Here is a 17862-nt window from a genome sequence, read left to right as displayed (position 1 = left end):
GACACCTATGCACTGAGATGCACTTAGGATGCGGGTGCGACCATTTCCGCTGTCCGCACGAGAAGATTTTTGTCTTCAGGTCCGGCGCAAGGTGGAAGTCACGCCGGCCGCTGGCGTGGTTGCCATGTATATAGATAGTTTCTAAGAAGCCTTCCAGATACAGACGCAGGGCGGACGAGATTTTTTTGCGTCTGCGTGACCGAAAACCTAACGAAGGCGCGCCGATGCGACTGACGGCCGAAAACTTGAGCGCCAGGCGCGGCGAAGACCTGATTTTCCGGGATGTTTCCTTTGCGCTCGAAGCCGGCGAAAGCCTTGTGCTGACCGGCCGCAACGGCTCCGGCAAATCCACCCTCCTGCGCGTCATCGCCGGCCTGCTGCGCCCCGAAAGCGGCAAGGTGACCTGGCATGCGCCGGATGCCGAAGAAGAGATGAAGGCAGCCGAAGCAAGCCATTATCTCGGCCACCGCAATGCCATGAAGACCGAGCTTTCGGTCACCGAGAACCTCTCCTTCTGGCGGGATTTTTTCAGCAGGCGGAATGACAATCGCAGCCTTTCGGTCGGCGAGGCAGCCGATGCGGTCGGCCTCGGCGGCATCGCCCATTTGCCCTTCGGCTACCTCTCCGCCGGTCAGCAGCGGCGGATGGCATTCGCCAAATTGCTGGTCTCCTGGCGCCCTGTCTGGATCCTCGACGAACCGACGGCAGCCCTCGATGTGAGCGCCGAGAGCGTGTTCACCACACTGATCAAGTCGCATCTCAAGGATGGCGGCATCGTCCTGGCAGCGACACACCAGCCGCTCGGGCTGGAAAAGGCGCGGGAATTGAAGATGACGGGATTTGCAGGGGTGATGGAGGAGGTGTGGTGAGCATGCATCTGCCCTTCCTGCCGGCTCTGCCCCTCATCCGGCCTGCCGGCCACCTTCTCCCCGTCAGGACGGGGAGAAGGATATATGCCGCGCTCTCTCCGACCCAATCGGGGCACTTCCCCTCTCCCCGTTTTTACGGGGAGAGGGCTAGGGTGAGGGGCAGCTTTGCCAACACAAAACGGAGAGCTGCCCAATGACCGCCCTCCTCCTCCGCGACATCAAACTCTCCGTCCGTGCCGGTGGCGGCGCCCTGATCGGCGTGCTGTTCTTCATCGCGGTCGTCGCCGTCATCCCTTTCGGTGTCGGCCCGGACCTGAACCTGCTTTCCCGCATCGGCCCAGCCATCGTCTGGATCGGTGCGCTTCTCTCAGCCCTGCTCGGCCTCGACCGCATGTTCCAGAACGATCGCGAAGACGGTTCGCTCGACCTGATGCTGATGCAGGAACATCCGCTTGTCCTCACCGTCCTAATCAAATGCCTTGCCCACTGGCTCGGCAATGGCCTGCCGCTGGTGATTGCCTCACCGCTGCTCGGCCTGTTCATGAACATGAATGAGGTCGCGATCGGCGCGACCATGCTGACACTGCTGGTCGGCACGCCGGCGCTCACCTTCATCGGCGCGGTTGGCGCGGCCGTCGCCGTTGCCCTGCCGCGCGGTGGGCTGCTGGTCGCGATCGTCGTTCTGCCACTTGCGATCCCGGTGCTGATCTTCGGCGTCAGCGCCGCCTATGCAGCGGTCGAGGAACCGGCTCCCTTCCTGCCGCCTTTCCTGATACTGGTGGCGATCACGATGTTTTTTGCCGTACTCGGCCCGCTCGGCGCTGCATTGGCGTTGAGAAATGCCGGCGATTGAGATTAAAGACAGGCCTAATATAGATCCTCGGCCTTGCGGCCGGAAAGTTTTGAACGAATGTCCGACAGCCTCGCCATCACCAAATTTTCAGACCTCGCCAATCCGACGCGGTTTCTAGCGCTTGTCGGCAAGGTCGTGCCCTGGCTGGCTGCGATCACCGCGATCCTGTTTGCCGTCGGCCTCTACCTCGCTTTCACCACCGAAGGTGACTACCAGCAGGGTGATACGGTCCGCATCATGTATGTCCACGTGCCGTCCGCCTGGCTGGCGATGATGTGCTACACTGTCATGGCCGTTTCGGCGATCGGCACGCTGGTCTGGCGCCACCCGCTGGCTGACGTTTCCCACAAGGCCGCAGCGCCGCTCGGCGCCGCCTTCACGCTGCTTGCCCTCGTCACCGGGTCGCTCTGGGGCAAGCCGATGTGGGGCACATGGTGGACCTGGGGCGATGCGCGCCTGACCTCGGTTTTTATCCTTTTCCTGATGTATCTTGGCCTGATCGCGCTCAACCGCGCCATCGCCGATCCGTCGCGGGCCGCCCGCGTCTCGTCGGTCCTGATCCTCGTCGGCTTCGTCAACATCCCGATCATCAAATTCTCGGTCGAATGGTGGAACACGCTGCACCAGAAGGCGAGCGTTCTGCGGCTCGACGGCCCGACCATCGATCCGGAATTTCTGCGGCCGCTTCTGGTGATGGCGATCGCGTTCACGCTTCTGTTCTTCACCCTGCATTTTCTCGCCATGCGCAACGAGATCCTTCGTCGCCGCGTGACGGCCCAGCGGCGGATGGCCGCCCGCATGGCAAGCCGCGGAGATGCCGCATGAAATACGCTTTCTACGTCTACACATCCTATGGCGTCGCGACCTTCGTCATCCTCTGTCTGATCGCCTGGGTCTGGCTCGATGGCCGTGGCCGTCGCAAGGATCTGGCCGAACTGGAAGCCTCCGGCTTCCGCCGCCGGTCTGCCCAACCGACGGTGGAGTCTCCCGCCAAGGGAGAAGGCACATGAGCACCGAAACCGGCAGCGAGAGCGCGCCCGCCCCGCGCCGTGGCCTTGCACGTTACGGCCTCGCGCTTATCCCGCTTGCGGTCTTCATCGGCTTTGCCGGTATCGCCGGAAAAATGCTCTACGATCAGGACGTCAACGGCCTGAATGCCTCGACCATTCCCTCCGCCCTTCTCGGCAAGCAGGCGCCGTCTCTGGCGCTTCCGCCGCTCGAAGGCTCGCGCACCGTCGCCCTGACGGATGCGGCGATCGCCGGCAAGCTGACGCTGGTCAACGTGTTCGCCTCCTGGTGCGTGCCCTGCCGACAGGAACACCCGATCCTGAAGGAACTTGCAAACGACAGCCGGCTCAACATCGTCGGCATCAATTACAAGGACAAGTCCGACAACGCCCTGCGTTTCCTCGGCGAGCTCGGCAATCCCTACAAGGCGATCGGCATCGATCCGAACGGCAAGTCGGCGATCGACTGGGGCGTCTATGGCATTCCGGAAAGCTATCTCGTCGGCCCGGACGGAAAAATCCTCTATAAGAAGGTCGGACCGTTCGATGCGCAAAGCCTCAGCCGCGAGCTGATGCCGGCGATCGAAAAGGCAACGGCCAAGAGCTGATCAGCACTGCCGATCAAGGCTTTGGAATGATCCTGAGCGCAGGGATGGGACCAGCCATCTCGCGCTTTCCCTCCACCACCACCTGATTGCGCCCGCCGGCCTTGGCAGCATAGAGGCTGGCATCCGCACGCCCGATCGCGTCATGCACCGAGTGATCGCCGCGGGCGACGAGCGACACGCCGAAACTTGCCGTCACCGTCTGATCGATGCCGCTCCGTGCGCCTGCATGCTGCTCGATCGTCCGGCACAGCGCCTCCGCCAGAGCCGCCGCATCGGAAAGCGCTGCGTCGGGAAGAAAGGCAATAAACTCCTCGCCGCCGAAACGGGTAATGGCCGCACCCTTGGGAAGCCCGGATCTGAGCGCCTGCGCCATCGCCACGATCACGGCATCACCGGCAGCATGCCCGAACCGGTCGTTGATCAGCTTGAAATGATCGATATCGCAGGCGAGAACGGCACCCGCGGGCGTTTCGCCCCTGCCGAAATCCGGCACTGCCCGCTCGAAACCGCGACGGTTGAGCAGGTCAGTCAGGGCATCCCGCTCGGCCGCATCACGATGCTGCAGGATGATGTCGATCATGGCCGAGCAGAGAATGGTCAGCGCCAGAATGAAACCGATGACGCTGGCGCCAGCCTGCACCACAAAGGCATATTCGGACGAGAAATAGGCATCAAGTGTCGGATAGGTGCCGGACGAGGTCAGCACCACGAAGGACGAGACGCGCACGACCGTCTCGACGAAGACCATGAACAGCATGAAGGCAAGCAGCCGGTCCATCGGATGGCGCGCCTCCCGGCGGATGGCCCAGAGCGGAAACAACAGAAGAAGCGCGAGGCAGATATCGCCGGCCGTCAGCTCACTGCGCAGATCCGGCGCGACCACGATGAAATAGGCGATCACGGCAAAGCCCGCGAGCGCCAGCAGGATCAGCGGCCAGCGCATCGCAGGCCGGCCGAAACGCGAGAGCACGGCCTGGCCATAGGAGAAAAACGAGATCAGGAAGCAAGCGTTGGAAACGAGGTTTCCAAGCACATCCGGCAGGCTTGAGAGCAGGATCGGCGTCGAGAAACCGAGTGCGGCAGCGATGTAGCCGGCACCCCACCAGCGATAGGAAATGCCGCCCCAGCGCGCTGCGACGACAAAGGTGCAGCCGAAAATGAAGAAGATGAATGGCAGCAGATAGGCAAAATTATCGGTCGATTCCATCGGGGTCTCGTAAGGAAACTGAAAAACGGCAGCCCTCGGATCGCCGGGACGATACGTCCCGGAGGGTTAAGAAACCCACGCCGCCAAATAATAAGATTTTCTAAAATAGAAGAGTCAGACGCCGCCTTGCCAGGTCTTTACCGCCTCCACAGGCCAGACGAGCATCAGTACGTTGAGCGTGAGATTGTCGCGGATCAGATAACCGGTCAGAAGCTCGAAAAAGATCGCGATGACCACCGTCAGCCAGACCGGCAGGCGCGAGGCGGCAAAAAAGCCCGCCGCCATGAAGACAGTATCCATTGCAGAATTGAGGATGCTGTCGCCGGAATAACCGAGCGCCATGGTCGCCGTGCGATAACGGTCGATAATGATCGGCGAATTTTCGAGGATCTCCCATCCTGCCTCGATCAGCACCGCCAGAGAAAGCCGCGCCGTCACCGGTGCCCGACGCAGGACGAGCCAGCCGAGACCGTAGAACAGGAAACCGTGGATGATATGAGAAGGCGTATACCAGTCCGAAATATGCTGGGAATTGCCGCTCGTATTCACCCCGCCTTCCCAGAGTTTGACGTAACCGCATTCGCAGATCGGCACCCGGCCCATCGCGTAGAGAATGGCGATCTGGGCAAGGAAGATGGCGAGCGCGACGAGAAGCCAGCGGCGGCCGGAAATGGCGGATGCGGCGGCGCTCACTTTTCCGTCTCGGAACCGGCTTCAGGCACCGTATGGCGCATGATCAGCGGCATCTGGGAGAGCGTGAACAGGATGGTGATCGGCATCGTGCCCCAGACCTTGAAATTGACCCAGACGGCATCGGAGAAATTCCGCCAGACAATCTCGTTCATCACGGCCAGCACCAGGAAGAAAATGCCCCAGCGCAGGGTGAGCTTTTTCCAGCCGGCTTCGTCGAGCTGGAAGGCGGCATTGAAGACATAGCCCAGCAGCGACTTGCCAAAGGCCAGACCGACAAGCAGCGCCACGCCGAACAGCGTGTTGACGATGGTCGGCTTCATCTTGATGAAGGTCTCGTCCTGCAGCCAGATCGACAGCGAACCGAAGATCAGCACGACGACGCCCGAGACCATCGGCATGATCGGCAGATGATGGAAGACTATTTTCGAGACGATCAGCGAAATCACGGTCGCAGCCATGAACAAAGCGGTCGCCACGAACAGCGGACCGCCGACGGCCGACAAAGCCGGCACCTTTTCCACCAGCCATTCGCCGCGCAGGTTGCCGAAGAAGAACACCAGAAGCGGCCCGAGCTCGAGCGCGAGCTTCAGCATCGGATGCTGCTTCTCTTCCTTGGTCGGCGTGACATCGCTTTCTATCGTCTGCATGGGGTCCAACAGGTCCAACTTCTATTCGGGTCTCGACGGCCGTCTCATGCGACCGTCGCGTTTCTCTGTCATCAATCTGCAATCCCGGCAATGGCCTGGGCAAAATCCTCTGCCGCAAAGGGCTCGAGATCGTCCACGCCTTCACCGACGCCGATGAAATAGACCGGCAGCTTGTGCTTGGCGGCGATGGCGACAAGAATGCCGCCGCGCGCCGTACCATCGAGCTTGGTCATGATCAGACCGCTGACGCCGGCGACATTGCGGAAGATCTCAACCTGGTTCAGCGCGTTCTGGCCCGTCGTCGCATCGAGCGTCTGCAGAACCGTATGCGGCGCATCGGGGTCGAGCTTGCCGAGCACACGGACGATCTTTTCAAGTTCGGCCATCAACTCGGCGCGGTTCTGCAACCGGCCGGCCGTATCGATGATCAGCACGTCCGACTTGTTGGCCCGCGCCTGTTCATAGGCGTCATAGGCAAGACCCGCCGCATCCGCGCCGAGCTTCGTGCCGATGAATTGCGACCCGGTGCGATCCGCCCAGATCTTCAGCTGCTCGATGGCAGCTGCGCGGAACGTATCGCCGGCGGCGAGCATGACCTTGAGGCCGGAGCCTGACAGCTTTGCCGCAAGCTTGCCGATCGTCGTCGTCTTGCCGGTGCCGTTGACACCGACGACGAGGATGACATGCGGCTTGTGATTGAGATCGAGCGCCAGCGGCTTTGCGACCGGTGTCAAAACCTTGGCAATCTCGCCGGCCATGATGCGCGAGACATCCGCGCCGGTCACATCCTTGCCGTAACGTTCGGAGGACAGCGCGCCGCTGATGCGCATCGCCGTCTCGACACCGAGATCGGCCTGAATCAGCAGGTCTTCCAGCTCCTCCAGCGTCTCGTCATCCAGCTTGCGCTTGGTGAATAGTGCCGTGATCTGGCCGGTCAGCTGCGAGGACGTGCGGGCAAGCCCCGCCTTGAGGCGCTGGAACCAGGAGAGTTTTGGCTGGGGCGCGACAGGGGCCGGAGCCGGTTCGGGCTTGGCGGTGGAGAACCCCTTGGGGAGGACGGGTTCGGATACGGCTGGAGCGGAGGGCGAGATGCCCCCCTCTGCCCTGCCGGGCATCTCCCCCACAGGGGGGGAGATCGGCTGGGAGCTTGCTCCCTGACCAACGGAAGATGCCGCATCTGCCGCACCGATATCGGATGAAGGCGAAACGGCCGCATCCGTGATCTCCCCCCTTGAGGGGGAGATGTCCGGCAGGACAGAGGGGGGTGTTTCCGCATTAGGCGAACTGACCGTCTCAGCGGCAGCCTCAGCCTCCAGCAATGACAACGGCACGACACCAAGCTCGGAGGTCTCTTCCGCACCTGGCAAGATGGCAGGCGTTTCCTCCGCGACGGCATCCGCGGACGGCCCGCCCGCCGTCTCGATCTCCACATCCGAAACCGGATCGACCGGCGAAACCGGCAGATCACCTTCAACCACGGACTTTTCAAGCGCGGCATGTTCCGCCGCCTGCGCAACCTCGTTGGTCTTTTCCTCTGCCGGCTGCTCGCCGAAGGTGAAGACGCGCTTGATGAAACTCAATGCCATGAAAAATCCGTTCCGGTCAGGCCGCCCGTTCTTGGGGCGAGGCGGTCATGACCCGCATGTCGAGATGCTTGCCACTATGTCCAGTGATCATAACGCGCTGGTGCTCACGGGGAACCAGCCCCGGCACCGCAACCAGCGAAAAGTTTTCCGTATGGGCAAAACCGTTCATCTCGACGATGACCGTCTGCTCCGTGCCGACCATGCGGTCGAGATGGGCGTGATGCAAGGCTTCGCCCCGCGCCCGAAGCCGCGCCGCGCGGTCTTTCACCAGCGCGCGATCGACCTGAGGCATGCGGGCAGCCGGCGTTCCGGGCCGCGGGCTGTAGGGAAAGACGTGCAGGAAGGAAATGCCGGCCTCTTCGGCCATCGTCGCGGCATTCTCGAACATCTCTTCCGTCTCGGTCGGGAAACCGGCGATCATATCGGCACCGAAGGCGATCTCGGGGCGCAGCCGACGCGCCTGTTCGACGAAGGCAAGCGCCTCGGCGCGGGAATGCCGCCGCTTCATGCGCTTCAGGATCATGTCGTCGCCATGCTGCAGCGACAGATGCAGATGCGGCATGAAACGCGCCTCGTCCGCAATCAGGTCCCAAAGATGCCGATCCGCCTCGATGCCGTCGATGGACGAGAGGCGCAGACGCAAAATGTCCGGCACCTGCTTCAGCAGCGTCTTGGCAAGCAGTCCGAGCGAGGGTTGGCCGGGAAGATCGGCACCATAGCTGGTGGCATCAACGCCGGTCAGGACGATTTCGCGATAACCCGCCTCTGCCAGCTTTCGCGCCTGATCGACGACGGCGCCCATCGGCACCGAGCGGGAATTGCCGCGACCGTAAGGAATGATGCAGAAAGTGCAGCGATGGTCGCAGCCGTTCTGCACCTGGATGAAGGCGCGCACATGGCCATCGATATGCTTCACCATCTGTGGCGCCGTCGCCTTGACGCTCATGATATCGTTGACGCGGAGCTTTTCTTCCGCCGATACGCCGAAATCCGGCAGTGCCCGGTAGGAGGCGCTTTTCAGCTTTTCCTCATTGCCGAGCACCATATCAACTTCCGGCATATCGGCAAAAGTCTGCTTTTCCGTCTGCGCAGCGCAGCCGGTGACGACGATGCGGGCATGCGGATTGTCGCGCCGGGCACGGCGGATCGCCTGCCGCGCCTGACGCACGGCCTCGCCGGTTACGGCGCAGGTATTGATCAGGACCGCATTGTTGAGGCCCGCCTTTTCGGCCTCGGCCCGCATCACTTCCGATTCATAGGTGTTCAGCCGACAGCCGAAGGTTATGACCTCGACGCCGCTCAACGAACCTGAGCCTCGGACTGTTCTGCATCCCGTTCAAACGTGCCGGTGACCGGATCGATCTTGCCGGACCATTCCCATTCGGCCGGACCGGTCATGACGACATGGTCGTCTTCGCGCCATTCGATGACGAGCGGCTGGCGCGTCGGGGCGGATGCAACGTCGATCGTCACATGGCGACCGGTGCGGCCGGTGCGCGCAGCGGATACACCGGCAGCGCAGGCGGCGGAACCGCAGGCCAGCGTCAGGCCGGCGCCGCGTTCCCAGGTGCGGGTGCGCAGCGAGGATTTGGAGGTAACCTGCGCCAGCGTGATATTGGCCTTTTCCGGAAACATCGGATGGTTTTCCAGCATCGGTCCAAAACGTTCGAGATCGAAATCCATCGGATCGCGGTCGATCCAGAAAACTGCATGCGGATTGCCCATCGACATGGCAGAAGGCGAATGCAGGATGGGAGCATCGATCGGGCCGATCTGCAATTCGATCCGGCTCGTATCGAAAAACTCTTCCGAAAGCGGGATCTTGTCCCAGGCGAAGACGGGCTTGCCCATGTCGACGGAAATCGTGCCGTCCTCATGCTCGCGCGCATTCAAGATGCCAGCGACAGTCTGGAAGGTAAACACCTTGCGGCCGGTTTCCGACGCCAGCGCCTGTACGACACAGCGCGTACCATTGCCGCAAGCCTGCGCCTTCGTGCCATCACAGTTCAGAATGTCGATGAAGGCATCCGTGCCGTCGAGCTTCGGATCGTGGATCGCCATGATCTGGTCGAACTGGGTCTCAGGATCACCATTGAGCGCGATCGCCGCCTGCGGCGTTACCATGTCTTTACGGCCGCGCATGTCGACGACGAGGATCTTGTTGCCAAGCCCGTTCATCTTCGCAAATTCGACCTGTTGTGACATGGCAATGATCCGTCTTTAGGCAATACGCCCCTTCTTCAAGGCGTATATGGCCGAAAGCGGCGGGAATTACCAGTGCTGCGCGACAGCGCCAATGAGAGAGCCAGCGAGAGAACTGGCTTACTCGAAAACCGCCTCGACCAGCCCATGCACGCGCCGGAATGCCGCCTTGGCACCCTCGGCCGCCTCGATTTCCTCTTCGGCAGAGAGTGGAAGCTCGTTATAGGCCGAGACGAAATTGCGCCAGTGAAGGCCGCGACCATCCGGATGACCGGCAAGATGGCGGGCGCCGAAATCATCGGACAGGCCGAGCTTGGCTGCTTCCTTGCGCAGAAAGGCGGCGCCGAGATTGGAGCCTTCGGCGACATAGACCCAGCCGAGTGCGGCAGCCGGGCTCAGGGGACCAGTGGTCGAGACAAGCTCTTCCGGCACGCCACCGAGATCGGCAACATCCTGGCGCAGCGCTTCGAGCCGGCAACGATCGGCAAGGCCCGGAAGGATGCGATTGAGCTCGGCAGAGGCGTAAAGCGGCGCGACATCGGCGTGGAAATTGTGCTGCACGTCGAGGAAAAGCGCATAACGCTCGCGGCTCGCGAAGGGCTCTGCGCGCATGATCCGCTTGTCGAGCGTGTCATGCGTGCCCGTGGTCAGCGCCTTCAGGCGCTGGATGCGGGTGGACTCTGCCGGACGCTCCAACTCGATCTGCATTTCTTTCCTCCAAAACTCATGTTTCTCGCATCAAGCAAATGATGGGTGGATTCGTCAAGCACCTATCGCGCCAATATTCATACCGGCACCTCGAATTGTTCCCCCGGCCGCATCGGCCGGAAACGCGCAGGGTCGAGACCGCGCGCATCAAGCGCGGCGACAAGCGCAATCAGCGGATCCTCGATCGCCTCGTCGGTGAGCTTGACCGTACCCCAGTGATGGCCGGCGACGAAAGCGGCATTGCTCAAGAGCATGCCTTCGACCGCTTCCTCCGGGTTCTGGTGCTGCCCTTCCATGAACCAGCGCGGCTCATAGGCCCCGAAAGGCAGGTTGGCGAGACGGAACGCGCCATGCTTTTCCTGCGCGGCCCGATAGTTCCTGCCGCCGTGAAAGCCGGTATCGCCGATGTGATAAACCTTGCCGGCCGGCGTCTCGAACACGAAGGCGGCCCAAAGCGCCATTTTTCTGTCCTTTGTGCCGCGCGCGGACCAGTGATGGCAGGGCTCGCAATGGAATGTGACATCACCGGAAACGGCAAGCGCCCCGCCCCAGTCCATCGTGCTGATCCTGGCATCACCGAGTACCGGGCGCATGATCGCATCATTTCCGAGTGGCGTGACGAAGTTTGGCTTGTGCTTAGCCTGCAGCCGTCGCAGCGTTGCGAGATCCATGTGGTCGTAGTGATTATGCGTGACGAGCACGATATCGACCGGCGGCAGGTCCTCGAACCGGATGCCGGGCGGATTGACCCGTTTCGGCCCGGCAAAAGAAAACGGGCTCGTCCTTTCGCTCCAGACCGGATCGGTCAGGATATTGAGCCCGGCCACCTGAACCAGCATCGAGGCATGCCCGACCATGGTGACGACCAGCCGCTCGCCCTTTACCCGCCTTTCCGGCGCGGCCGGTGGAAACGGACTCGGATAGGCTTTTGGCCACGGCTTGTTACCGCCGCCGAATTTCCAGCGCAGCAGATCCGTGCCACCCCGAGGTTCGATGCCACCGGGATTGAAAAAGGAGGTACCGTCAAAATGGTCGGTGACGGGGCCGGAATAGTAGGGATTGGCAGACTTACTCATGCGGTGAGAAGGATCCAGTTCAAGCGACCGCAATATCGGTCTTGGAGAAGTCGGCGCCGACGAAGAGAAGCGGTGTGTTCAGAGATTTTGCGGCGGCGTAGGTGAAGCAATCACCAAAATTGAGTTTTGCGGGATGGCCGACGAAACGACCGTAGGTGCGGGCGGCGGCGAGCGCCGCACGATGCGTACCGGCTTCAATCGCGATCTCGACTGCACCAATGCCGACCATGAAATCGTCGACGTCGCGCTGTGCTTCGACGATCAGATCCGGCGGTGTCGGGCGCTGGCTTCCATAAAGGCTGACTGCATTCTTGCGCGATATGGCGATGACCGCTTCGAAAACGGTAATGGATGAATATGAGATCGGCGTCCGGGAATTACTGATCCTCCCGATCAGGGCGCTCGCTTGGGTTTCGCCTGTCAGAATGGCAACGACCGCAGAGGCATCCAGAAACATCAATCCTCCCACATCTCGTCCATATAAGCCTTCTGATCGAATTCCACCTTAAGCGGGCCCATCCGTGCTGCCACGCGCTCCTGAATACGCCGTATGCGCTCTTCCATGGACAGTTCTTCGCCGGCCAGCTTCAGCTGGTTCTGAAGCGCCATACGCACAGCTTCGGTTTTTGTCTTGGTCTCGAACCGGCGCATCACTTCGTCGGCAAGGTCGTTGACCTCCGGATCACGAATATAAAGAGACACACGTGCCACCATCTGGTTGGACAGCTTATAGATATTCAATATAATCCGATTGCATATTCCCGCAAGCAGCGCCCCAGCGCGCCACCTTGCCTTGACTTTCCCACCCATTTCCTGTTTAAGCCCGGCAATCTGCTGACAAGTCGAGAACTTGGAGCCGCCGACCGGGGCCGATACACTGAGCCCGGAGGTCAACACCCGACAGCGCGTTGCGCCCTCGGGTGCTTTTTGGCTTTGCGCGTTTCCGGGCACCTTGTTTTTGTCGCAGAAAGACCCGACGTTCTGGGCTCCCCCAAAACGTCTAGAAGGATGAAACGATGTTCGAAAGCCTCCAGGACCGTCTTGGCTCCATCTTGAGTGGACTGACCGGCCGTGGCGCATTGAGCGAGGCGGATGTTTCCGCGGCTCTGCGCGAGGTTCGCCGTGCGCTTCTCGAAGCGGACGTGGCGCTGGAAGTCGTCCGCTCCTTCACCGACAAGGTGCGTGAAAAGGCCGTTGGCGCCGAAGTCCTGAAGTCGATCAAGCCCGGCCAGATGGTCGTCAAGATCGTCCATGACGAACTGATCGAGATGCTGGGTGCCGAAGGCGTCTCCATCGATCTGCGCGCCGCAGCGCCCGTCGTCATCATGATGGTCGGTCTGCAGGGTTCCGGTAAGACGACGACGACCGGCAAGATCGCCAAGCGGCTCACCGACCGCGAAAAGAAAAAGGTGCTGATGGCGTCGCTCGATACGCGCCGCCCGGCAGCCCAGGAACAGTTGCGCCAGCTCGGCGTCCAGACCGGCGTCGATACGCTGCCGATCATCGCCGGCCAGTCGCCGACCGATATTGCCGCCCGCGCCGTGCAGGCGGCCAAGCTCGGCGGCCATGATGTCGTCATCCTCGACACCGCCGGCCGCACCCATATCGACGAACCGCTGATGCAGGAAATGGCGGAAATCAAGCGGAAGTCCAATCCGCATGAAATCCTGCTCGTTGCCGACAGCCTCACCGGTCAGGACGCCGTCAATCTTGCCCGCAATTTCGATGAACGCGTCGGCATTACCGGCCTCGTTCTGACCCGCATGGACGGCGATGGCCGTGGTGGTGCAGCGCTTTCGATGCGCGCCGTCACCGGCAAGCCGATCAAGCTGATCGGTACCGGCGAAAAGATGACGGAGATGGAAGAATTCCATCCCCGCCGCATCGCCGACCGCATTCTCGGCATGGGCGATATCGTCTCGCTGGTCGAAAAGGCTGCCGAAAACATCGACGCGGAAAAGGCCGCGGCGATGGCCAAGAAGATGCAGTCGGGCAAGTTCGACCTGAACGACCTCGCCGAACAGCTGAAGCAGATGAAATCGCTCGGCGGCATGGGCGGGATCATGGGCCTGATGCCGGGCATGGCCGGCATGAAGGACAAGCTCGCCGCATCCGGCATGAACGACAAGATGTTCGACCGCCAGCTCGCCATCATCGGTTCGATGACCAAGGCAGAGCGCGCCAACCCGGACATGCTGAAACATTCCCGCAAGAAGCGCATCGCCGCCGGCTCCGGCACGGATGCTGCGGAAATCAACAAGCTTCTGAAAATGCACCGCCAGATGGCCGACATGATGAAAATGATGGGCGGCAAGGGCAAGGGCGGCATGATGAAGCAGATGATGGGCGGCCTTGCCTCCAAGATGGGTCTTGGCGGCATGGGCGGCGGTATGGGCATGCCCGACCTTTCCAAGATGGATCCGAAACAGCTGGAAGCCCTGCAGAAGCAGGCGGAAGCTGCCGGCCTGAAGCCGGGCGGCATGCCGGGTCTCGGCGGCATGGGTGGAATGGGCGGCATGCCGGGGCTTGGCGGGGCAAAGCTCCCCGGTCTCGGTGGCCTGCCGGGCCTTCCCGGCCTGCCGAAGAAGAAGTGAGGAAGTACCACCATGGTTGATCCCGAAGTCAAAGCAAAGCTTTTGAGCTACCGCCAGTCGATCGACAATATCGACGCGGCACTGGTGCATATGCTGGCGGAACGGTTCCGCTGCACCAAGGAAGTGGGCTACCTGAAAGCCCAGTACGATCTGCCGCCGGCCGACCCGGCGCGCGAGGAATTCCAGATCGAACGTCTGCGTCGCCTGGCGGATGACGCTCATCTGGACCCGGATTTCGCCGAGAAGTTCCTGAACTTCGTCATCAAGGAAGTCATCCGGCACCATGAAGCCATCGCTGCAGAGCATGGCGGCAAGGAAACTGCATAACCAGACTGAAACGGACCGCCTGATGGCGGCCTCAACAAGAACCGGACCACCTGACGGTGGCCCAACAGAACCCTCGGAGTAATTGAAATGGCCCTTAAAATTCGTCTCGCCCGTGGCGGCTCCAAGAAGCGTCCTTACTACCACGTCGTTCTGGCTGACGCCCGTTCGCCGCGCGATGGCCGCTTCCTCGAAAACCTCGGTTCCTGGAACCCGATGCTCGCCAAGGACAATGCCCAGCGCGTTCAGCTGAACAACGAGCGCATCCAGCATTGGATCGCCCAGGGCGCCCAGCCGACCGACCGCGTTCTGCGCTTCCTCGCTGAAGCCGGCATTGCCACCCGCGACGCCAAGAACAACCCGGAAAAGGCAAAGCCGGGCAAGAAGGCTCAGGAACGTGCTGCCGAGCGCGCCCAGAAGGCCGCTGACGCTGCAGAAGCTGCTGCTGAAGCCTGAGTTTCAGGTTTTAAGTCTTGAAGAACGGGTGGCGCGGCAACGCGCCGCCCGTTTTGCCGTTTGCATTTAACACTGTTGCGCTTAAATGAGCGCGATGAAACCGGACCGATCTTTATGAGCAAGCTCGAAAACCCCGTTCTGATGGCGACTATCGGCGCCGCCCAAGGGCTGCGAGGCGAGGTGCGCGTGCGCTCCTATACCGAGGATCCGACGGCTCTCGGCGATTACGGTCATCTGCGCAGCGAGGACGGCCGGGTTTTCGAAATCCTCGAAATCCGCGAGGCAAAGACCGTCGTGATTGTCCGTTTCCGCGGCATCAATAGTCGCGAAACTGCCGAAGCCCTGAACGGCCTGGAACTCTTTGTCGACCGCGACAACCTGCCGGATGACGAGCTCGAGGACGACGAATTTTATTATGCCGATCTCGAAGGGCTGGAAGCCGTCGATCAGGACGGCAAGAGCTATGGCACGGTAACCGCCGTCCATGATTTCGGCGCCGGCGATCTTTTGGAACTCAAAGGCCCGGGCCGCCGCCCGGCACTCATTCCTTTTTCCGAAGCGGCCGTTCTGGAGATCGATCTCGAGGGCGGAAAGATCCTCATCGATCCGCGTGCGGCCGGCCTGATCGAGGACCCGGATGAAGACGGCCCGCCTCCGGGCTTCCCGAAAGGCGCCGGCCCACGCAAGGGATGACGGCCGCCATGTCTTCCAGCATCATCCCGTTCCGCGCCACCCTCCTCACGCTTTATCCGGAAATGTTTCCCGGCCATCTCGGCTTCTCGCTCGCCGGCAAGGCTATGGAGCAGGGAAAATGGTCGCTTGAAGCCGTGCAGATCCGCGATTTCGCCGAGGATCGTCACCGCACGGTAGACGACACGCCGGCCGGTGGCGGCGCCGGCATGGTGTTGAAGCCGGATGTACTGGCCAAGGCGATCGATTCGCTCGGCGAAGACAAGCGCCCCCGGCTCCTGATGAGCCCGCGCGGAAAACCGCTGACCCAGAAGCGTGTGCGCGAGCTGGCGGAAGGCGAAGGCGTCGTCATCGTCTGCGGCCGGTTCGAAGGTGTCGACCAGCGTGTCATCGACGCCCGCGGCCTCGAGGAAGTCTCGATCGGCGACTATATCCTTTCCGGCGGCGAACCGGCGGCACTCACCCTGCTCGACAGCGTCGTGCGCATCCTGCCGGGCGTGATGGGCAATGCCGTCTCGGGCATCAACGAAAGCTTCGAGCATGGTCTGCTCGAACATCCGCATTACACCCGCCCACAGGTCTTTGAAGGCCGCGAAATTCCGGCCGTGCTGACCTCTGGCAATCACGGCGCCATCGAGAAATGGCGGCTGGAACAGGCAGTAAGGCTGACGCAGGAGCGGCGGCCGGATCTGCTCGATAATGCCGGCGACGAATAGCCCGCGGCCAATTACGCCTTCGCGAAATAATAGACAGTCAGCGCCGCCCCGACCACGATCACGCACCAGCGCAAAATGACCTGCGGCACCCGCCGGGCCAGCCAAACGCCGGAATAACCGCCAAGCGCACCGGCCGGCATCATCACGATCGTTTCCGGCCATGCAATCACCCCGCCACCGATAAAGACGACGATCGCGACCGAGGCGATGGTCATCGCCAGCATGTTCTTGAGCGCATTGAGATGGTGATAGCTGCCGCCGGTCGTCAGGCCCAGCACGGCGAGCATCATCACGCCCATGCCGGCACCGAAAAAACCGCCATAGATGGAATTCAGAAACTGGCTGACGACGGAAAGCGGCGAGCCGGCCGGGCGTTCCGCCGAACCTGCGGGCCTGAGCCACGGGCCGGCCGCAAAAATCAGCGTCGCGGCTGCAAGCAGCCAGGGCACGATCAGATGGAAGGAGCGGTTATCGAGCGCGAGAAGCAGAAGCGCGCCGCCGGTCGAACCGATGATCGAAACAACGACAAGCACGATTGCGCTGCGCCAGCGGCTGGAAATCTCGTCGCGATAGGCGAGCGTTGACGTGACATAGCCCGGAAACTGCACGATGGCGGAGGTGGCATTGGCGACGATCGGCGGAATGCCGGCAAGCGTCATGGCGCCGAACACGAGAAACGTACCGCCACCGGCAATCGCATTGACCGCGCCCGCAAAAAAGCCCGCCGCAGCCAGCAGCGCGATCATGGTGATCGTCATGATGTCCTCCCAATTCTCCCGCACAGGCAATAACATGCGGCGCGAACGGAGCAAGTGGCGAACACGGCCATGATCCGAAAGGCTTAAGAGGCGTCATAAAATCGCAATCTCCCGGCCGGGATGGGATGACAAGGCCGTTTGTTTCGTGTATTTGCGCACCCGGAAATGGGAAATGCTCCCGTCCGACAGCAACAAAGAATGGCGAATTCGCTCTGCCGTCACCGGCAAATCCCGAGGCTTTGACCAAAGGGAGTATCGAGCGCTCTGGCTGTTTGAAGAAGAACCAAAGGTTTGAGACGATGAACATCATTCAGCAGCTTGAGGCCGAACAGGTCGCCAAGATCGAAGCCAAGCGCACCCTCCCTGAATTCTCCCCGGGCGACACCGTCCGCGTCAACGTCCGCGTGACGGAAGGCAACCGTACCCGCGTGCAGGCCTATGAAGGCGTCTGCATTGCCCGTTCGGGTGGCGGCCTCAACGAGAGCTTCACCGTTCGCAAGATTTCTTACGGCGAAGGCGTAGAGCGCGTATTCCCGGTTTACTCGCCGCTCGTCGAAGGCGTCGAAATCGTTCGCCGCGGTAAGGTCCGTCGCGCCAAGCTCTACTACCTGCGCGATCGTCGCGGCAAGTCGGCTCGTATCGTCGAGAACACCGGCACGCGCGCCCGCAAGCTGAACGACGCCGAACGCGCCGCAGCTGCCGAAGAGAAGGCAAAGATCGAAGCCGAAAAGATTGCAGCAGCACAGGCTCTGGCCGCCGAAAAGGCAGCAGCAGAAGCCGCTGAAGCCAAGGCCGCTGCAGAAGCAGCAGCTGCCGCTGAAGGCAATGCAGCCGAATAAGCTTTTCGCTTATGGATTTGAAAAGGCGG

At 61.6% G+C, this 17862-nt stretch carries 22 protein-coding genes; 11 read left to right on the top strand and 11 right to left on the bottom strand.

Annotated elements, in window-relative coordinates; translation table 11 throughout:
• Positions 1 to 224: 224 nt before the first annotated feature.
• From ccmA to FHW37_RS22550, 5 genes are all read left to right on the top strand, one after another.
• Entirely contained in the window at positions 225 to 869 is a 645-nt protein-coding gene (ccmA, locus tag FHW37_RS22570; RefSeq protein WP_145640478.1) for a heme ABC exporter ATP-binding protein CcmA, read from the top strand.
• A gap of 193 nt (positions 870 to 1062) precedes the next feature.
• On the top strand, positions 1063 to 1722 hold the full coding sequence (ccmB, locus tag FHW37_RS22565; RefSeq protein WP_145640476.1) for a heme exporter protein CcmB: 660 nt from the start codon (positions 1063 to 1065) through the stop codon (positions 1720 to 1722).
• A gap of 57 nt (positions 1723 to 1779) precedes the next feature.
• Complete coding sequence (locus FHW37_RS22560) at positions 1780 to 2547, top strand: heme ABC transporter permease (protein WP_145640474.1); 768 nt, start codon at positions 1780 to 1782, stop codon at positions 2545 to 2547.
• Positions 2544 to 2732 carry a heme exporter protein CcmD gene (ccmD, locus tag FHW37_RS22555; RefSeq protein WP_145640472.1) on the top strand — a complete coding sequence of 63 codons (189 nt, stop codon included), beginning with the start codon at positions 2544 to 2546 and terminating at the stop codon, positions 2730 to 2732. The genes FHW37_RS22560 and ccmD overlap by 4 nt, the downstream gene beginning before the upstream one ends.
• The gene (locus FHW37_RS22550; protein WP_145640470.1) at positions 2729 to 3337 is read left to right on the top strand and encodes a DsbE family thiol:disulfide interchange protein; all 609 of its coding nucleotides are present in this window, start codon (positions 2729 to 2731) and stop codon (positions 3335 to 3337) included. The genes ccmD and FHW37_RS22550 overlap by 4 nt, the downstream gene beginning before the upstream one ends.
• 13 nt (positions 3338 to 3350) lie before the next feature.
• Here the strand turns inward: FHW37_RS22550 and FHW37_RS22545 are convergent, their stop codons facing one another.
• The 10 genes from FHW37_RS22545 to FHW37_RS34175 form a co-directional block, all read right to left on the bottom strand.
• Complete coding sequence (locus tag FHW37_RS22545; protein WP_145640468.1) at positions 3351 to 4544, bottom strand: GGDEF domain-containing protein; 1194 nt, start codon at positions 4542 to 4544, stop codon at positions 3351 to 3353.
• 114 nt (positions 4545 to 4658) lie between these two features.
• Positions 4659 to 5237: a DUF2585 domain-containing protein gene (locus tag FHW37_RS22540; protein ID WP_145640466.1), complete on the bottom strand. Its 579-nt coding sequence runs from the start codon at positions 5235 to 5237 to the stop codon at positions 4659 to 4661.
• Positions 5234 to 5884, bottom strand: a complete 651-nt coding sequence (locus FHW37_RS22535; protein ID WP_145640465.1) for a septation protein A — start codon at positions 5882 to 5884, stop codon at positions 5234 to 5236. Before FHW37_RS22535 ends, FHW37_RS22540 begins: the two co-directional genes overlap by 4 nt.
• A 71-nt stretch (positions 5885 to 5955) precedes the next feature.
• Positions 5956 to 7470: a signal recognition particle-docking protein FtsY gene (ftsY, locus tag FHW37_RS22530; RefSeq protein WP_145640463.1), complete on the bottom strand. Its 1515-nt coding sequence runs from the start codon at positions 7468 to 7470 to the stop codon at positions 5956 to 5958.
• 16 nt (positions 7471 to 7486) lie between these two features.
• Positions 7487 to 8773 carry a tRNA (N(6)-L-threonylcarbamoyladenosine(37)-C(2))-methylthiotransferase MtaB gene (gene mtaB / locus FHW37_RS22525; protein ID WP_145640461.1) on the bottom strand — a complete coding sequence of 429 codons (1287 nt, stop codon included), beginning with the start codon at positions 8771 to 8773 and terminating at the stop codon, positions 7487 to 7489.
• Positions 8770 to 9675: a diaminopimelate epimerase gene (gene dapF / locus FHW37_RS22520; RefSeq protein ID WP_145640459.1), complete on the bottom strand. Its 906-nt coding sequence runs from the start codon at positions 9673 to 9675 to the stop codon at positions 8770 to 8772. Before dapF ends, mtaB begins: the two co-directional genes overlap by 4 nt.
• 117 nt (positions 9676 to 9792) lie before the next feature.
• A complete protein-coding gene (locus FHW37_RS22515) occupies positions 9793 to 10380 on the bottom strand; it encodes a biliverdin-producing heme oxygenase (protein ID WP_145640457.1) in 588 nt (195 codons plus the stop codon).
• Between the two features lie 77 nt (positions 10381 to 10457).
• The gene (locus FHW37_RS22510; RefSeq protein ID WP_145640455.1) at positions 10458 to 11456 is read right to left on the bottom strand and encodes an MBL fold metallo-hydrolase; all 999 of its coding nucleotides are present in this window, start codon (positions 11454 to 11456) and stop codon (positions 10458 to 10460) included.
• 19 nt (positions 11457 to 11475) lie between these two features.
• Entirely contained in the window at positions 11476 to 11913 is a 438-nt protein-coding gene (locus FHW37_RS22505) for a type II toxin-antitoxin system VapC family toxin (RefSeq protein ID WP_145640453.1), read from the bottom strand.
• On the bottom strand, positions 11913 to 12407 hold the full coding sequence (locus tag FHW37_RS34175) for a type II toxin-antitoxin system VapB family antitoxin (protein WP_246690873.1): 495 nt from the start codon (positions 12405 to 12407) through the stop codon (positions 11913 to 11915). Before FHW37_RS34175 ends, FHW37_RS22505 begins: the two co-directional genes overlap by 1 nt.
• A 65-nt stretch (positions 12408 to 12472) precedes the next feature.
• On the opposite strand from FHW37_RS34175, the gene ffh reads away from it, so the two are divergent.
• From ffh to trmD, 5 genes are all read left to right on the top strand, one after another.
• Positions 12473 to 14050, top strand: a complete 1578-nt coding sequence (gene ffh / locus FHW37_RS22495; RefSeq protein ID WP_145640451.1) for a signal recognition particle protein — start codon at positions 12473 to 12475, stop codon at positions 14048 to 14050.
• A 12-nt stretch (positions 14051 to 14062) separates the two neighbouring features.
• Positions 14063 to 14377: a chorismate mutase gene (locus FHW37_RS22490; RefSeq protein ID WP_145640449.1), complete on the top strand. Its 315-nt coding sequence runs from the start codon at positions 14063 to 14065 to the stop codon at positions 14375 to 14377.
• 87 nt (positions 14378 to 14464) lie between these two features.
• On the top strand, positions 14465 to 14830 hold the full coding sequence (rpsP, locus tag FHW37_RS22485) for a 30S ribosomal protein S16 (protein ID WP_145640447.1): 366 nt from the start codon (positions 14465 to 14467) through the stop codon (positions 14828 to 14830).
• A gap of 114 nt (positions 14831 to 14944) precedes the next feature.
• Positions 14945 to 15523 carry a ribosome maturation factor RimM gene (gene rimM, locus FHW37_RS22480; RefSeq protein ID WP_145640445.1) on the top strand — a complete coding sequence of 193 codons (579 nt, stop codon included), beginning with the start codon at positions 14945 to 14947 and terminating at the stop codon, positions 15521 to 15523.
• Between the two features lie 20 nt (positions 15524 to 15543).
• Complete coding sequence (trmD, locus tag FHW37_RS22475) at positions 15544 to 16236, top strand: tRNA (guanosine(37)-N1)-methyltransferase TrmD (protein WP_186458371.1); 693 nt, start codon at positions 15544 to 15546, stop codon at positions 16234 to 16236.
• A gap of 11 nt (positions 16237 to 16247) precedes the next feature.
• On the opposite strand, the gene FHW37_RS22470 is transcribed toward trmD, so the two are convergent.
• Positions 16248 to 16994 (bottom strand): sulfite exporter TauE/SafE family protein, encoded by a 747-nt coding sequence (locus tag FHW37_RS22470; RefSeq protein WP_145640443.1) that lies wholly within the window; start codon positions 16992 to 16994, stop codon positions 16248 to 16250.
• A gap of 299 nt (positions 16995 to 17293) precedes the next feature.
• On the opposite strand from FHW37_RS22470, the gene rplS reads away from it, so the two are divergent.
• Positions 17294 to 17833, top strand: a complete 540-nt coding sequence (rplS, locus tag FHW37_RS22465; RefSeq protein ID WP_145640441.1) for a 50S ribosomal protein L19 — start codon at positions 17294 to 17296, stop codon at positions 17831 to 17833.
• Positions 17834 to 17862: the final 29 nt, after the last annotated feature.

The sequence above is a fragment of the Neorhizobium alkalisoli genome (genome assembly GCF_007829835.1).
Lineage (GTDB): Bacteria > Pseudomonadota > Alphaproteobacteria > Rhizobiales > Rhizobiaceae > Neorhizobium.
Note: the sequence above shows the minus strand (reverse complement) of the source record. Positions and strands in the feature narration are given on the sequence as shown.

Coding starts and splice junctions, on each gene's coding strand:
- FHW37_RS22505 (WP_145640453.1), bottom strand. CDS start 11,913: ATGTTTCTGGATGCCTCTGCGGTCGTTGCCATTCTGACAGGCGAAACC.
- rpsP (WP_145640447.1), top strand. CDS start 14,465: ATGGCCCTTAAAATTCGTCTCGCCCGTGGCGGCTCCAAGAAGCGTCCT.
- dapF (WP_145640459.1), bottom strand. CDS start 9,675: ATGTCACAACAGGTCGAATTTGCGAAGATGAACGGGCTTGGCAACAAG.
- ffh (WP_145640451.1), top strand. CDS start 12,473: ATGTTCGAAAGCCTCCAGGACCGTCTTGGCTCCATCTTGAGTGGACTG.
- rimM (WP_145640445.1), top strand. CDS start 14,945: ATGAGCAAGCTCGAAAACCCCGTTCTGATGGCGACTATCGGCGCCGCC.
- ccmB (WP_145640476.1), top strand. CDS start 1,063: ATGACCGCCCTCCTCCTCCGCGACATCAAACTCTCCGTCCGTGCCGGT.
- ftsY (WP_145640463.1), bottom strand. CDS start 7,470: ATGGCATTGAGTTTCATCAAGCGCGTCTTCACCTTCGGCGAGCAGCCG.
- FHW37_RS22510 (WP_145640455.1), bottom strand. CDS start 11,456: ATGAGTAAGTCTGCCAATCCCTACTATTCCGGCCCCGTCACCGACCAT.
- FHW37_RS22545 (WP_145640468.1), bottom strand. CDS start 4,544: ATGGAATCGACCGATAATTTTGCCTATCTGCTGCCATTCATCTTCTTC.
- FHW37_RS22490 (WP_145640449.1), top strand. CDS start 14,063: ATGGTTGATCCCGAAGTCAAAGCAAAGCTTTTGAGCTACCGCCAGTCG.
- FHW37_RS22535 (WP_145640465.1), bottom strand. CDS start 5,884: ATGCAGACGATAGAAAGCGATGTCACGCCGACCAAGGAAGAGAAGCAG.
- ccmD (WP_145640472.1), top strand. CDS start 2,544: ATGAAATACGCTTTCTACGTCTACACATCCTATGGCGTCGCGACCTTC.
- FHW37_RS22560 (WP_145640474.1), top strand. CDS start 1,780: ATGTCCGACAGCCTCGCCATCACCAAATTTTCAGACCTCGCCAATCCG.
- FHW37_RS22550 (WP_145640470.1), top strand. CDS start 2,729: ATGAGCACCGAAACCGGCAGCGAGAGCGCGCCCGCCCCGCGCCGTGGC.
- FHW37_RS22515 (WP_145640457.1), bottom strand. CDS start 10,380: ATGCAGATCGAGTTGGAGCGTCCGGCAGAGTCCACCCGCATCCAGCGC.
- FHW37_RS22470 (WP_145640443.1), bottom strand. CDS start 16,994: ATGACGATCACCATGATCGCGCTGCTGGCTGCGGCGGGCTTTTTTGCG.
- rplS (WP_145640441.1), top strand. CDS start 17,294: ATGAACATCATTCAGCAGCTTGAGGCCGAACAGGTCGCCAAGATCGAA.
- ccmA (WP_145640478.1), top strand. CDS start 225: ATGCGACTGACGGCCGAAAACTTGAGCGCCAGGCGCGGCGAAGACCTG.